The sequence below is a fragment of the Mycobacterium sp. Dal123C01 genome (assembly GCF_052566995.1).
On record NZ_CP199580.1, the window covers coordinates 280,849 to 295,502 of the forward strand.

Sequence of the window (14,654 nt, forward strand, 5' to 3'; positions counted from 1 at the left end):
GCGTCACCGTACGCCAGCATTGGCACTCGTGACGTCAAGACCGCGTGCCCTGGTGACGGCCCCGCTGCGTGGTCCGGGGTTCGCCAAACTCCGGCAGCTGGCCGATGTGGTGTACGACCCTTGGATAAGCGAGCTCGAGGCGACCCCGCTGCGGATCTACAGCCCCGAGCAGTTGGCGCAACGCATCGATGCCGAAGGCGCCGACGTCATTGTGGTGGAGAGCGACTCGGTGCGCGGCCCGGTGTTCGACCTGGGTTTGCGTGCGATCGCGTCCACCCGTGGAGACCCCAACAACGTCGACATCGCCGGAGCCACCGCGGCGGGCATCCCGGTGCTGAACACCCCGGCCCGCAATGCCGACGCGGTCGCCGAGATGGCGCTGGCCCTGCTGTTGGCCGCCACCCGCCACCTGTTGACCGCCGACTCGGATGTCCGCAGCGGCAACGTGTTTCGCGACGGCAGCATTCCCTATCAGCGGCTCCGGGGTTGGGAGATCGCGGGCCGCACCGCGGGGCTGGTGGGATTGGGCGCCGTCGGCAGGGCCTTGCGGTGGCGGCTGTCCGGGCTGGGCCTGCGGGTCATCGCCCATGATCCGTACAGCGACGAAGCGGAACACAGTCTGGACGAACTGCTGGGCGAGGCCGACGTCATCTCGCTGCACGCACCGGTCACCGACGACACCACGGGGATGATCGGCGCTGAGCAGTTTGCCGCCATGCGCGACGGCGTGGTTTTCCTCAACACCGCCCGCGCGCAGCTACACGACACCGACGCGCTCGTCGAGGCGCTGCGCAACGGCAAGGTGGCCGCGGCCGGCCTGGACCACTTCGTGGGTGAATGGCTGCCGACGGACCATCCATTGGTGGGCATGCCCAACGTCGTGCTGACCCCGCATATCGGCGGGGCCACGTGGAACACTGAGGCGCGGCAGGCGCAGATGGTCGCCGACGATCTGGAAGCGTTGCTATCCGGCAACACGCCCGCCCATCTCGTCAACCCGGAGGTGCTGGCCCCGTGAAATTCGTTGACAACCCCGAGGCCGCGGTGCTGGCAGCGGCTCAGGACATGCTGCGCCGGGGTCTCGTCGAGGGAACCGCCGGCAACATTTCGGCGCGCCGCTCCGACGGCAACATCGTGATCACCCCGTCGTCGGTCGACTACGCGGACATGGTGCTCGACGACCTGGTTCTCATCGACGCCGAAGGTGCGGTGCAGCACGCCAAGGACGGCCGGCACCCGTCGTCGGAAATGCAGCTGCACCTCGCCTGCTATCAGGCGTTCGACGACATCGGCAGCGTCATCCACAGTCATCCCGTGTGGGCGACCATGTTCGCCATCGCCCACGAGCCGATTCCGGCCTGCATCGACGAATTCGCGGTCTACTGCGGCGGTGACGTTCGGTGCACCGACTACGCCGCATCCGGCACACCCGATGTCGGGACCAACGCGGTCAAGGCGCTGGAAGGCCGCGGCGCCGCCCTGATCGCCAATCACGGCCTGGTCGCGGTGGGGCCGCGCCCCGACAAGGTCCTGCATATCACCGCACTGGTCGAACGCACCGCGCAAATTGTTTGGGGCGCAAGGGCTCTCGGCGGTCCGGTACCCATTCCCGAAGAGGTGAACCGAAACTTCGCCGGGGTTTACGGCTATCTGCGCACCAATCCTCTATGAGTAGCGTTCAGCTGGGCCGCGCGCGCGTGACGCGCGTCGTGGAATTTCAGTTCGAGTTGGGTGCCAGGTTTTTCGCCGGAACCCCCGCGTCGGGCTGGCGGGACCATGCCGACCTGCTGGTCCCGGACTTCTTCGATCCCGACACCGATCAGTGGCGAATCGCGGTGCAGAGCTGGGTCATTGAGGTCGACGGCCTGACCGTCGTGGTGGATACCGGTGTCGGCAACGATCGCCAGCGTCCGCAGACGCCGGCCCTGGATCACCTGAACACCGGGTTCCTGACTGCGCTGCAGTCGGCGGGTGTCGACCGTAACGCCGTGGACGTGGTAGTGAACACCCACATCCACTCCGACCACGTCGGGTGGAACACCCTGCTGGACAACGGAACCTGGGTGCCGACATTTCCCAACGCCCGATATGTCGCACCGGCTGCCGACTATCGGCACTTCGCACCGGACGGACCCGCGGCCAGACAATCGCCACGTACCGAGCAGGAGGCGACCCAGCAGCGCGGCGACCAGCTGGTGTTCGCCGACAGCGTGTTACCCGTCGCAGCGGCGGGACAGCTCATCTGTTGGTCGGACGACAACCAGATCAGCGAGTCGCTGCGACTACGGCCCGCAGCCGGGCACACGCCGGGATCCTCGGTGCTCTGGCTGGATGCCGGTCAGCCTGCGGTCTTCGTCGGCGATCTCACCCACAGCCCGCTGCAACTGTGCCGCCCCGCCGACCCGTGCGCCTTCGACATGGACGCCGGCGCGGCCGCGGCCACCCGCCGAAGAATTTTCACCGAGGCCGCAGACGCCCACGCCGCCGTGATACCCGCGCACTATCCCGGTCACGGCGGTGCGACGATCCGCGCCATCGCGGATCGATTCGAAGTCGATGAGTGGCTGGACATCGAATCCCTCTAGGACTGGGGCACAAAGAGATTCAGTGGTACCGCGCATTGATGGGGCGCAGCGCGTCGTAGAGCGCTCGGAAGTGCCCGAACTTATCGTCGTAGTAGGCGCGATGGGCGGGCCGCGGCTCGAAGGTACGGTCGAATCTGACGAGCTGTCGCACCGCGTCGCGCATGCTGCTCATTGTCCCGCCTCCGAGTCCGGCGAGGATTGCAGCGCCTAGCGGCGCGGCGTCCGGCACCACGGTGCGTTGGAGCGCAAAGCCCAGCGCGTCCGCGCGGATCTGGCACCAGGTGTCAGAGCGGGAGCCACCGCCGCTGATGTTGGCCAGCGATACGGTACGAGTCGACGATTTCTGCAGCGCTTCGAATGCCCACCGCGCCGAGAAGGCGACCCCTTCCATGACGCTGCGCGCCACTTCGGCGGCTCCCGCCGCAGAATCGATCCGCGCGAAAGCGCCGCGTGAGGATGCATCCCAGATCGGTGCGCGTTCGCCCTCGAGGTGCGGCAGGAACAGAGGCACCGCCTCTCCCGGTTCACTCTCGGCCGCCAGCGCCGACACCTGTGCGGGCGTCTTGCCCAACAGATCCGAAAGCCATTGCAGCGCAGCACCACCCGATTGCGTGGGCGCCGCGTGCAGCACGATGTCCTCGTACGGGGGGAACACAACCACGCCAGCCGTCGGGCTCACCGCGGACGATATGATGCCCAGGATCTCGCTGGTGCCACTCTGATACATGGCGTCGCCGTCGTCGAGGACGCCGGAACCGAACATTCCGGCCCACGCGTCCATGGCGCCGACGACCACCGGTGTTCCGGCGCAAGGCATCCCGTCGCGCACCCGCCCCGCAACGTGATGGAAGCTGCGCAGCGCCGGTAGCAACTCTCGCGAGCGCGGCACCAGGTCGAGTAATTCGTCGACGTAGCCGAGACCCCGGGCGAGCCGCACCGCTGAGATCGCGTCGGAGGATACCGCGCCAGTCAGTTGCATCACGCAATAGTCCTTGGGCAGCAGCACATATCGGGTCTTGGCGTAGATATCGGGGTGAACCCTCGCGACGTACGCCATCCGGGATAACGCGTGACTCGCATCAATGGGGATCGGCGCGCCGAACCACGCCGTCAGCTGCGCGGCGCTGACTTGCGCCGCCAGCGCCGCACCGTCGGCCGCGCAGCGGGTGTCCTGCCAGGTGATTGCGGGGATGAGCGCCGCGCCGTCTGAACCCACGAACGCGTGCGTATTCACCTGCGAGGTGATGCCGATCCCGGCGAGTCCGGACAGGTCGTGCCGAGACACGAATGCAGTCAGTGCAGCAACCACACCATCGGTCCAATCGATGGGATTCTGCTCCGCGTAGCTAGCCGCCGGGCGCGACATCGCCACTGGCCGTGCGAAATCGGCGATCCGGTTGCCCGCGGCATCGATCAGGATCGCCTTGACCGCGCTGGTTCCGACATCGATTCCGACCAGACAGCTGCTCACCACGCTCGCTAGTCTTGCAGATTTACGCCGGACGCCGCCCACGCCAGTTCCGGGGTGAGGTGCCGTGCACCCGGCTGAACAGTCGGCTGAAATAGCCCGGGTCGGGCACCCCGACCCGGCGGGCGACCTCCGCGACCGGAATGTCCGTTTCGGCCAGCAGCCTGCGGGCCTCGGCCATGCGACGTTCGATAATCCAGTCCTGCACGGTGCGCCCGGTGCGGCGGCGCACGACCGTGGTCAGGTGCCCCGGCGTCATGCCGAGTTCACGCGCCACGTCGCGCAGGGACAGCTGGTCGGCGTGACGCTCGTCGATCACCGCGAACACGTCGGCCAGCAGCGGTTCACCGCTGCGCCGCAGGTCGCCCACCACGTCGCGGGCCAGCCGTGCGAGCTCGATCAGCAACAGCGTCAGGTGCGCCAAAACCGCCTGCCGATGGCCCTCCTGCCTGGCGGTGAGTTCGGTTTCGATCGACCGGATCACGTTGTCCCACATGGCTCGTCGGCCCGCGGGCACCTCCAGCCGCAGCACCCCACCCGCATGCCCGTGCAGAAACGGGAAGAGCAGCGGGTGCCCCTGCCACGCCGGCCACGGCGATCGCCCATCCTCGCCGAGTGCGGCGGGATCGAAGAACACCGCAACCCCGGCATCCAAGTCATCCAGCCGCTCCGGGTCGAGCACCTCGCCCGCGGCCGCCACATGCACCACGCCCGCCCCGGGGACATACCAGAGCGCCGGGAAATCGTGAATGTGCCGGCCCCGCTCACCAAGGTCGCCGATATGACGGTGCACCGACACCGGAGAGAGTTCCGGATCGGTCCGGTATTGGTAGATGGGCACACCGCCGCGGAGGCCGATCAGCCGAGCTGGCTGCGTCATGGTTACCAAAGATAGTCCTACTTTTGGCGATGATCACCCAATTGCGCAGTGGACAAGCAGTCCACTATGGATTCTGTGACGAAATATCATCCACATGATTACCTTCCCGCCGCCGGCCACGACGCATTTCTTCCCGGCTACGACCTATTGACCCGCCTGTTCGGCTTCCACCGAGTGCATCAACGTCTGATCGATCAAGCCGAACTCGCCGAGGACCAGCGCATCTTGGAAATCGGCTGTGGTACTGGCAATCTCGCACTCCGCGCCAAACGGGCTCATCCCGGTGCCGAGGTGATCGGATCCGACCCCGACCCGCTGGCGCGCAAGCGCGCCCAGCGAAAGGCGCGCAGCTTGGCCGGCATTCGCTTCGAGCAGGGCTACGCGCAACGGCTGCCCTACGCCGACCGCGAATTCGACCGGGTGCTGTCGTCGATGATGCTGCATCACCTCGATGGCGACGCGAAAACTGAAGCGGCAGCCGAGATTTTCCGGGTGCTGCGCCCCGGCGGCAGGCTGCACCTGGTCGATATGGGCGGAAACATGACCGCCGAGGACGGGCTGGCGGCGCGCCTGATCAAGCACAGCCCGCACGCAATCGGCAACCTCGGCGACGCGATTCCTCGACTGCTACGCACCGCGGGGTTCGACTGCGCCGAGCTCGCCACCGAGCGCCACTGGTTTGTGGGACGGCTCACCTACTTTTCCGCCACACGTCCCGCCTAGCGCTGACGTCAGATCATTGAGGCCGCAACCGAAGGGCTGCCGGCGCGGTCGGCGGGACGGCCGGGCTCCTGGGCACAACAGGCTCCAGTCGCTGGTAAGCGCCGTTCAGCGGGGGCCGGGGATCCGCGTCGCCCTTGTTCGGCCAAAACGACATAGCTCGCTCGGCCAGTGCTGTGATGGTGAGCGAGGGGTTGACACCGAGGTTCGCGGAAACGGTTGAGCCGTCGGCGATGTGCAGTCCCGGATGCCCGTAGACGCGGTGGTAAGGGTCGACGACCCCAGTGCCGGGTTTGTCGCCGATGGTGCAGCCGCCGAGAAAGTGGCCCGTCATCGGGATGTCGAAGATTTCGCCAATGCCGTTGGTGGTGAACCCGCCGATGTTGCTGGCCATCCGGTCAAGGGCTGCGCTGGCGGCCGGAAGCCACCTCGGGTTGGGTGCGCCCTCACCTGGCTTGGACGTGACCTTCCAGCGCCCAATCCGGCTCCGGGTGGGATAGAGGGTCAGCGAGTTGTCCAGGTCTTGCATTGTCATCGTAACGACGCTGCGCTGCGCCCACTGGTTGATGCCCCCGTACAGCGACAGTAGCTGACCGGGATGTCTGGCCGCTTTGGTCAGCCACAGCAGCCAACGCGGATACTTGCCGCCGCCTCTCGTCGCGAGAGTCATCAACAGCCCCATCGCGTTTAAGCGCTTGCCCTGACGGAATGGCTCGATCAGAGTGTGCTCGTCGGGCTGAAATGATGAGGTGACCGTTACGCCGGGGGTGAAGTCGTGACGTCTCCGATCTCGCCACTTCGCGGTGACGGCGCCAACCGATTCGGAGTTGGTTCGGCTCAGCAGACCAAGTCGGTCAGACAGTTGGGGCAAGACCCCGGTCGCTTTCATCCGGTGTAGCAGCTGTTGGGTGCCCCACGCGCCCGCCGCGATGACTACCTGGTCCGCGGTAAAGCTTCGTTTGCTTCGTCGCGAACACCAGGCACCGGTGCGGACGGTTTCGACCTGGTAGCCGCCCTCCGGCAGCGGGCGCAGCGCGGTCACGGTGTGCTCTGGATGTATTGCCGCGCCGAGCTTTTCAGCGAGGTAAAGGTAGTTATTTGGCAGTGTGTTCTTCGCGTTATGCCGACACCCGGACATGCACTCACCGACTTCGATGCAGCCGTTGCGGCGCGGGCCAGCGCCACCAAAGAATGGGTCCTCGGCTTCGACACCGGGTTCGACGCGGCCGTCCCGGCCGAAGAACACCGCGACAGGCGTTAATTCGAAGGTGTGCTCGACGCCCATTTCTGCGGCGACTTTTTGCGCAAGCTCATCTACCGGCGTGGTCGAGGGGCTTCGCGAAACACCGAGCATCCGCTTGGCCTGGTCGTAATGGGTTGCCAGCTCGGCGCGCCAGTCAGTAATGTGTCCCCACTGCTTGTCCCGATAGAAAGCCTCCGACTTAGGCTCGTAGAGAACATTGCCGTAGTTGAGTGAGCCGCCGCCGACGCCAGATCCGGCAACCACGATGGCATCAGGAAGCGGATGAATGCGGGTGATCCCTTTGAGCCCCAACATAGGTGCCCAGATAAACGGCTTGAGATCCCACGTGTTTTTGGCGAACTCGTGGTCAGCCCAGCGGCGTCCGGCCTCCAAGACTCCGACGCGATATCCCTTCTCGGCCAGCCGCAGCGCCGTGACGCTGCCACCGAATCCACTTCCGATAACGAGCACGTCATAGCGCTGGCCGTTTGTCATTGGGTCCCCGGGCTGTCGTTCGGATGCGGCATTGCCACGGTGCGCGTCACCTCGCGGTGAGCGAATCCATCGCAGCCCTAGTAACACGCCTAGTCGCGGCCCGATTCCCAGCGCGACGCCAAATGGACGGCCAGTCCCGCCATCTCGGGGCTGGGGTAGCCTCGAACGCTATCCCAGATAAGAGGCTGGATCATATGTTGCTGGGCCGAGCCCGTGAGTGCGAGGACCTCGACGAACGGCTAGACGCGGTTCGCCGCGGTGATAGCCGCTGCAGGCCCAGGAGTAGATGCCCGCACGCGCGACCAACATCCGCCGACTGCCCAGCAGTCACTCACCATTCCTGTCGATGCCTCGCGACCTCGCCGGGCTCATCGCGGACGTGGCGGCCGCATATGACAGACGGAAAGCGAAGTGTGACTCACCTACCTCGCGTTACACGTCACGGTCTAGCGCTGATCGATAGCGACCTTGACCGCACCGCTTACGCCCTGGTTGGCAATCGCCGAAAAGGCGTCGCGCCACTGCTCCAGCGCGAAGGTGTGGGTCAGCATCGGACGCAGGTCCACCCGGCCCGCGGCGACCAGGTCGAGGTAGTGGGCGATGGCGTGCTTGCGCTGCCCGTCGACCTCCTCGAACCCGAAGGCGTTGGACCCGACCCAGCTGATCTCCTTGAAGTACAACGGGCTCCACTCCCAGCGGCCGGGGGCATGGACACCGGCCTTCACCAAGGTCCCCCGCGAGCGCAGCACCCGGACCCCGACCTCGAATGTCTCGGGCTTGCCGACCGTGTCGTAGACGACGTCGACCGCTCCGGGGTGCGCCATCGGCAGACCCTGCAGGGGTTGGCGCAGCCGGCCACCGCCCCAGCCGACCAGCTCTTCGATGAGGGCCAGGCGTGGTTCGTGCGCAAGGACTTTGGCGGCTCCGAACTGTCGGGCCAGCTCCGCCTGGGCATCGAAGCGTGCCACCACGGCCACCGCCACGTCGGGATAGAGCGCCCGCAGGATCGCGACTGCACACAACCCGAGCGAGCCGGCCCCATAGACCAAGACCCGTCCCGAGCGGGGCGGCGGATGCCGGGTAATCGCGTGCAGCGACACCGAAAACGGGTCGGCGAACACGGCCATCTCGTCGGGAATCGACTCGGGAACAACGAACAGCATGCTGTCGTGGGCGGGCATCAACTCGGCGTAGCCACCAGTCACGTCGGCCGACACCCCGGTGTGGATGCCCGGCTTGATGTCGCCGTCGGTGAAGCTCCAGCACAGGCTGTAGTCGCCGGTTTCGCACGCGGGGCATACGGGTGCGATGCCGCGCGGCCCGCACGACAGCCACGGGTTGAGCACGACCCGCTGGCCCACCTCGAGCCCGCGGGCCTTGGGGCCCAGCGCCACCACGTCGGCGACCACCTCGTGGCCCATCACCTGTGGGAAAGAACAGAAGCCGCCCATGGCGTTGTCGGCGTCGCCCTCGCCGAAATCCATCAGGATCTGCTTGGAGTCCGAGCCGCATATGCCGGTCAGCAGCGGCCGGGTGAGCACCCAATCCTCGTGCGGAAGTTGCGGATCCGGCACCTGCCTCAGGGCGGTCGGGGTCCGGGCCAAGTTCACCGTGAGCGTGTTGGCGTCCCCGCGGACCTCGAACGGCTCCGGTGCCACGCCGTAAACCAGCGCCTTCATCGCGCCGCCATCCCGGCCACCCCGGCGATGAAGGCGTCGAGGTCGGCATTCTTGGCGTCGACGACAGCCTTCATGTCGGGCACATAGTGCTCGAATCGGTCGCTGCCCAGGGCGGCGATGATGCCGTCGGCAACCTCGTCGGCCGCGACCTTGGGGCCCTGGTAGAGCGGTTCCTCGCTGCCCGGCTGATCCCAGATCTCGGTGTCGACCGGGCCCGGCTCGATCAGTTTCACCGTGATCCCGCTGCCGTGCAGGTCCACGGCCATCGCCTCGCTCCACCCGCAGAGCGCGAACTTGCTTGCACAGTAAGCGGTTTCGTGGATGATCCCGAGCCGGCCGCCGACGCTCGAGATGTTGACGATCAGACCGGATCCGCGCGCCAGCATCCGCGGCAGCAGCGTCAGTGTCAGGCGCATCGGGGCGAAGAAGTTCACCCGCATGACGTCCTCGACCTCGTCGGGATCGAGTTCCGTGACCGGCCGGCGCTTAGGGATGGCCGCGTTGTTGATCAGCACGTCGATGCCGCCCAGACCATCCCAGACTTTCATCGCGAGCTCCTCGAGGCCCGCGGTGTCGGCCAGGTCGGCCACCCACATCGCCGAGGCCGGCGAGGTCCGCCGGCAGTCCGCAAGTACCTCGCTGAGGCGGTCGCGCCGGCGGGCGATCAGCCCCACTACCGCGTTCTGCGCGGCCAGCTGCCTGGCCAGGGCGGCCCCCAGGCCGGCGGAAGCACCCGTGATGAGCACCCGTTTTCCGGCCACCGCGTACGTCATTCGTCAAGGTTGCCCCGAATCGCGGGAAGCGTACAGTGGTGAAAGCTTGTTATATTGGCTAAGTATTAGCGAAGGTAAGCTAAATACATCCGATTAGGGGAACACCATGACTTCCACCAGCTCCACCAGATACGACGGCGACACCTGGGACCTGGCATCCAGCGTCGGGGTGACGGCCACGATGGTCGCGGCCGCTCGCGCGATTGCCAACCGGGCCGAGCCCCCACTGATCAACGACCCGTTCGCCGAACCGCTGGTCAAGGCCGTGGGGGTGGACCTGCTCTCCCGCCTGGCCAGTGGAGAACTGGACCCCGCCGAATTGAACGACGTGCACGACGGGGCGACTGGGTCGGCTGGGGCGATGTCACGCATGGCCGACAACATGGCGGTGCGCACCAAGTTCTTCGACGAGTTCTTTCTGGATGCGACCAAGGCGGGCATCAAGCAGGTTGTGATCCTGGCTTCGGGGCTCGACTCCCGCGCCTACCGGTTGGCCTGGCCCGCCGGCACGGTGGTCTACGAAGTCGACCAGCCGCAGGTCATCGAATTCAAGACCCGGGCCCTGTCCGACCTGGGTGCCGCGCCGACCGCCGATCGTCGCGTGGTGGCCATTGATTTGCGCGACGACTGGCCCGCCGCGCTGCGCACCGCCGGCTTCGACCCGGTCCAGCCGGCGGCATGGAGTGCCGAGGGTCTGCTCGGCTACCTCCCCCCAGAGGCCCAAGACCGTCTGCTGGACACCGTCACCGCGCTCAGCGCGCCGGGCAGCCGGCTGGCAACCGAGAGCGCACCCAACCCCGAGCCCGGCGACGAGGACAAGCTCAGGGAGCGCATGCAGGCCATCACCGAACGCTGGCGTGCACACGGTTTCGATCTCGACATGGCAGGTCTGGTCTATTTAGGCGACCGCAACGAGGCGGTTCCCTATCTGGCCGATCGCGGATGGTCGCTCAGCAGCAGCAGCATTCGGGAATTGTTCGCGGACAACGGACTTGACCCGTTCGAGGACGACGACATGCGGATGGGCGAGATGCTCTACACCAGCGGCACCCTGGACAAGAAAGGGAAGTAGATGACCTCCGAGACAGGACGCAGCGACGGCGACAGCTGGGACCTGGCCAACAGCGTGGGAGCGACGGCCACCATGGTCGCCGCGTCCCGCGCCGTGGCGTCGCAAGGACCTGATCCGCTACTGGACGATCCTTTCGCCGACCCGCTCGTCCGGGCCGTCGGGCTGGATCCTTTCATCCGCATCATCGACGGGAAGATCGATCTCGAGGACGATTCACTGCTGAACCGCAAAGCGCGCAGCGAGCAGATCACCGTGCGGACCAGGTTTTTCGACGAGTTCTTCACCGACGCGACGAAGACCGGCATCAAGCAGGCGGTGATCCTGGCCTCCGGCCTGGACACCAGGGCCTACCGATTGGGCTGGCCCGCGGGCACGGTCGTCTACGAGATCGACCAGCCACAGGTCATCGCGTTCAAAACCGACACGCTGGCCGGCATCGGCGCCGCCCCGACCGCCGACCGCCGCACGATCAGTATCGACCTCCGGGACGACTGGCCAGCGGCGTTGCGGGAGGCCGGTTTTGATGTCACCCAACCCGCCGCGTGGAGCGCCGAAGGGCTGCTGCCCTACCTGCCGCCCGAGGCTCAGGACCGGTTGTTCGAACACATCACCGCGCTCTCCGCGCCGGGCAGCCGGCTGGCCACCGAGCACGTCCCGGACCCCAACGCATTCTCCGATGAGCGTTTGCAGCGCATCAGCGAGCGGTGGCGGAGCTTCGGGTTCGGCCTCAATGCCGCCGACCTGTTCTATCCGGGCGAGCGCAACGTCGTCGTGGACTACCTGAACACCCACAACTGGAAGGTCACCGCGCACTCCGCCAAGGAGTTGTACGCGCGCAACGGGTTCCAGTTTCCGGAGGACGAGCTGACGGCCACCTTCGCCGACATGAGCTATGTCGCCGCGACCCTGAAGTAGGCGTTGACTAGGGTCTGTCTCATGCCTCGTGCTCACGACGATAACTGGGATCTGGCGTCAAGCGTGGGCGCGACCGCAACAATGGTCGCGACCGGACGCGCCATGGCGACGAAGGATCCCCGTGGTTTGATCAACGATCCGTTCGCCGAACCCCTCGTGCGCGCGGTCGGGGTGGATTTCTTCACCAAGATGATGGACGGTGAGCTCGACCTCTCGGCCATCGAGAACGCCACGCCCGTCCGCATGCAGTCGATGATCGACGGAATGGCGGTGCGCACCAAGTATTTCGACGACTACTTCTTGGGCGCCACCGCTGCCGGCGTACGCCAGGTGGTGATCCTGGCGTCCGGATTGGACTCGCGTGCCTACCGGCTACCGTGGCCCGCCGAGACGGTGGTGTACGAAATCGACCAGCCACAGGTAATCGAGTTCAAGACAACCACTTTGGCCGGTATCGGGGCCCAGCCCACTGCCACCCGCCAGACCGTTCCGATCGACCTGCGCGCGGACTGGCCGGCGGCGCTGCAAGCCGCAGGATTCGACACCACGACGCCGACCGCGTGGTTGGCCGAGGGCCTGCTGATCTACCTGCCACCCGAGGCCCAGGACGGGCTGTTCGACAACATCACCGCACTGTCCGCGCTGGGTAGCACGATCGCCACCGAATTCGTACCGGGCATAGTGGATTTCGATCCCGACCGGGTGCGGGAGATGTCCGGCTCCTTCCGGGAACACGGCGTGGACATCGACATGGCGTCGCTGGTCTACGCCGGACAACGCAACCACGTCGTCGACTATCTGGGTGCCAAAGGCTGGGCCGTCGAGGGCGTGACGCGCACGGAGCTCTTCGGCCACCACAACATGGACATCCCCCCGCCGGAAAACGACGACCCGCTCGGCGAGATCATCTTCATCAGCGGCCGGCTGGCCGGTTAGTGGCGATCGCAAGGGCGGCGTAGCCGAGCGTAGCGGGTTGCCACCATCGAGTTAGAAGCGCGACTCCCCCAGCCACAGCACGCTGGCACCGCTGACCGCCTGCTCGACGTTTTGCACGATCGCGGCAACCGAGCGGCCGAGCAATGCGCCCAGCGCGTCGGGCAGCGACGCGGCGGCCGGTTGCGAGGACGCCCGGGGTCGCACCATCTGAAGCAACGAGGATCCCGGGTAGCTGGCGACCCGGACTTCGGCATCCTCGTCAAGGCCGGCCAGGATTTTGGCTCGGCGCACCGCGGTGCGCAGCCCGCCGAGTTCGTCGACCAGGCCACGCTCGAGGGCGTCGGCTCCGGTCCACACCCGTCCTTTGGCGACGGCGTCGACGTCCTCGGTACTCAGGTTGCGGCCTTCGGCGACGCGCTGCACGAAGTCGGCGTAGATCAAGTCCGCCTCGGCCTCCCGATCGGCGCGCTGCCGTGCCGTGAACGGCACGTCGGTCGACCAGGCGTCGGCATTGGCGTTGGTGCGCACGGCATCTGAGACGACTCCGAGACGCTCCTTGAGATCCCGGAACACCAGCTTCCCGGTGATCACACCGATCGAGCCGGTGATCGTCGCCGGATTGGCCACGATCACGTCGGCGGCCATCGCGGCGTAGTAACCGCCGGAGGCGGCCACCGAGCCCATCGACGCCACCACCGGTTTCCCGCGTTCGCGGGCCCGTGCCACCTCACGCCAGATGGTCTCTGAGGCGGTGACCGATCCTCCGGGGCTGTCGATCCGCAGCACGATCGCCGACACCGAATCGTCGCCCGCCGCCTCCCGCAGTGCCGCCGCGATCGTGTCACCGCCGACGCTCGAGTTGCCGAACGGCAGGAACTGGGGTCCACCCCGCCCGTTGACAATCGGACCTTGCAGGGTGATCACCGCGAACGTGGGCTTTTGCCGGCGGCCGGGTATCGGCGGCGTCGATGGTACCAACCTCGACCGGGCCGCGGCGGCGTAGCGCGTCAGATTGAGCCGCGGCCCGAGCTTTTCCGGGTCGGCCTCGGAGCCGTCTCCGTCGGCTGAAACACCTTCCACGCCAATCATTTCCGCGATCCTGGTGTGGGCCTGGTCGCGGAAGCCGATCCGGTCGACCAGGCCGGAGGCGACGGCGTCGTCGCGCAGCAGCGGCGCCCGGTCGGCAAGCGCATCGAGCGCACCGGAATCGATGTCGCGGGATTCGGCGATCGCGTGCCACACCTGGTCTTGCAGGCTTTTCAGCATCCGGGTCACCGCTTCGCGATGAGCATCGGTGAAGCCGTCCTCGGTGAAAAGGTTTGCCGCCGATTTGTATTCACCTCGGGCGACGAACTCGGCGTCGATCCCCGCCTTGTCGAGCGCGGCACGAAGGAAGGTCGCGTTGCTCGCGAAGCCGATCAGCCCGACACTGCCCGACGGCTGCATCCAGACCTCGGTGAATGCCGAAGCCAGGTAGTAGGACATGGTGCCCGGGTAGGTCTCGGCCCACGCCAGCGATGGCTTGACGGCGCTGAACGCCGCGATCGCCTCCCGCAGCTCCTGAACTGCCGCCGGCGGCGATGCCGCCAGCTGCACGCGGGCGATCAACCCGGCGACCCTCGGGTCCTCGGCGGCACGGTGGACGGCAGCGACCGCCTCGCGCAGCGACAGCGGTCGCTCCGCGCCGGTGACCAATGCCAGCGGGTCAAAGCCCGCCGCCTCGGGCGGCACCGCACGCAGGCTCAATTCGAGCACGCAGCCATTGGGTACGCCGTGGTGGCGGACGGTATCGACACGACCGGCCAGCGCACGCACATCGTCGACACCAGGCAAAGAAGGCAGAAACGCGAACATGCTCTGCAGCGTACCGATTGCCGGCCGTAGGGTG

The 14,654-nt window shown here is 66.7% G+C and carries 13 protein-coding genes; 7 read left to right on the forward strand and 6 right to left on the reverse strand.

The window, feature by feature from the left end; genetic code table 11:
- Window positions 1–28: 28 nt before the first annotated feature.
- Genes ACTXG5_RS01300 through ACTXG5_RS01310 form a run of 3 tightly spaced genes read left to right on the forward strand, consistent with a single transcriptional unit; the run spans window position 29 to window position 2,585 of the window.
- Window positions 29–1,018: an NAD(P)-dependent oxidoreductase gene (locus tag ACTXG5_RS01300; RefSeq protein ID WP_445161984.1), complete on the forward strand. Its 990-nt coding sequence runs from the start codon at window positions 29–31 to the stop codon at window positions 1,016–1,018.
- Window positions 1,015–1,671, forward strand: a complete 657-nt coding sequence (locus ACTXG5_RS01305; RefSeq protein WP_445161985.1) for an L-fuculose-phosphate aldolase — start codon at window positions 1,015–1,017, stop codon at window positions 1,669–1,671. The genes ACTXG5_RS01300 and ACTXG5_RS01305 overlap by 4 nt, the downstream gene beginning before the upstream one ends.
- Window positions 1,668–2,585: an MBL fold metallo-hydrolase gene (locus tag ACTXG5_RS01310; RefSeq protein WP_445161986.1), complete on the forward strand. Its 918-nt coding sequence runs from the start codon at window positions 1,668–1,670 to the stop codon at window positions 2,583–2,585. Before ACTXG5_RS01305 ends, ACTXG5_RS01310 begins: the two co-directional genes overlap by 4 nt.
- A gap of 19 nt (window positions 2,586–2,604) precedes the next feature.
- Here the strand turns inward: ACTXG5_RS01310 and ACTXG5_RS01315 are convergent, their stop codons facing one another.
- Window positions 2,605–4,059, reverse strand: coding sequence for a xylulokinase (locus ACTXG5_RS01315; RefSeq protein ID WP_445161987.1), 1,455 nt, complete (start codon window positions 4,057–4,059; stop codon window positions 2,605–2,607).
- A 19-nt stretch (window positions 4,060–4,078) separates the two neighbouring features.
- Window positions 4,079–4,933: a helix-turn-helix transcriptional regulator gene (locus tag ACTXG5_RS01320; RefSeq protein WP_445161988.1), complete on the reverse strand. Its 855-nt coding sequence runs from the start codon at window positions 4,931–4,933 to the stop codon at window positions 4,079–4,081.
- 75 nt (window positions 4,934–5,008) lie between these two features.
- Between ACTXG5_RS01320 and ACTXG5_RS01325 the strand changes: the two genes are divergently transcribed.
- Window positions 5,009–5,656 (forward strand): class I SAM-dependent methyltransferase, encoded by a 648-nt coding sequence (locus tag ACTXG5_RS01325; protein ID WP_445161989.1) that lies wholly within the window; start codon window positions 5,009–5,011, stop codon window positions 5,654–5,656.
- 13 nt (window positions 5,657–5,669) lie between these two features.
- On the opposite strand, the gene ACTXG5_RS01330 is transcribed toward ACTXG5_RS01325, so the two are convergent.
- The 3 genes from ACTXG5_RS01330 to ACTXG5_RS01340 form a co-directional block, all read right to left on the reverse strand.
- On the reverse strand, window positions 5,670–7,391 hold the full coding sequence (locus ACTXG5_RS01330; protein ID WP_445161990.1) for a GMC oxidoreductase: 1,722 nt from the start codon (window positions 7,389–7,391) through the stop codon (window positions 5,670–5,672).
- Between the two features lie 446 nt (window positions 7,392–7,837).
- Window positions 7,838–9,070 carry a zinc-dependent alcohol dehydrogenase gene (locus tag ACTXG5_RS01335; protein ID WP_445161991.1) on the reverse strand — a complete coding sequence of 411 codons (1,233 nt, stop codon included), beginning with the start codon at window positions 9,068–9,070 and terminating at the stop codon, window positions 7,838–7,840.
- Window positions 9,067–9,831: an SDR family NAD(P)-dependent oxidoreductase gene (locus ACTXG5_RS01340; RefSeq protein WP_445164224.1), complete on the reverse strand. Its 765-nt coding sequence runs from the start codon at window positions 9,829–9,831 to the stop codon at window positions 9,067–9,069. Before ACTXG5_RS01340 ends, ACTXG5_RS01335 begins: the two co-directional genes overlap by 4 nt.
- Before the next feature lie 118 nt (window positions 9,832–9,949).
- Between ACTXG5_RS01340 and ACTXG5_RS01345 the strand changes: the two genes are divergently transcribed.
- The 3 genes from ACTXG5_RS01345 to ACTXG5_RS01355 are packed head-to-tail and all read left to right on the forward strand — an operon-like array spanning window position 9,950 to window position 12,766.
- Complete coding sequence (locus ACTXG5_RS01345) at window positions 9,950–10,915, forward strand: class I SAM-dependent methyltransferase (protein WP_445161992.1); 966 nt, start codon at window positions 9,950–9,952, stop codon at window positions 10,913–10,915.
- Window positions 10,916–11,830, forward strand: coding sequence for a class I SAM-dependent methyltransferase (locus ACTXG5_RS01350; protein WP_445161993.1), 915 nt, complete (start codon window positions 10,916–10,918; stop codon window positions 11,828–11,830).
- A gap of 21 nt (window positions 11,831–11,851) precedes the next feature.
- Window positions 11,852–12,766 (forward strand): class I SAM-dependent methyltransferase, encoded by a 915-nt coding sequence (locus ACTXG5_RS01355; protein WP_445161994.1) that lies wholly within the window; start codon window positions 11,852–11,854, stop codon window positions 12,764–12,766.
- Window positions 12,767–12,817: 51 nt separating this feature from the next.
- Here ACTXG5_RS01355 and sppA read toward each other — a convergent pair whose 3' ends face one another.
- The gene (gene sppA / locus ACTXG5_RS01360; protein WP_445161995.1) at window positions 12,818–14,620 is read right to left on the reverse strand and encodes a signal peptide peptidase SppA; all 1,803 of its coding nucleotides are present in this window, start codon (window positions 14,618–14,620) and stop codon (window positions 12,818–12,820) included.
- Window positions 14,621–14,654 lie beyond the last annotated feature (34 nt).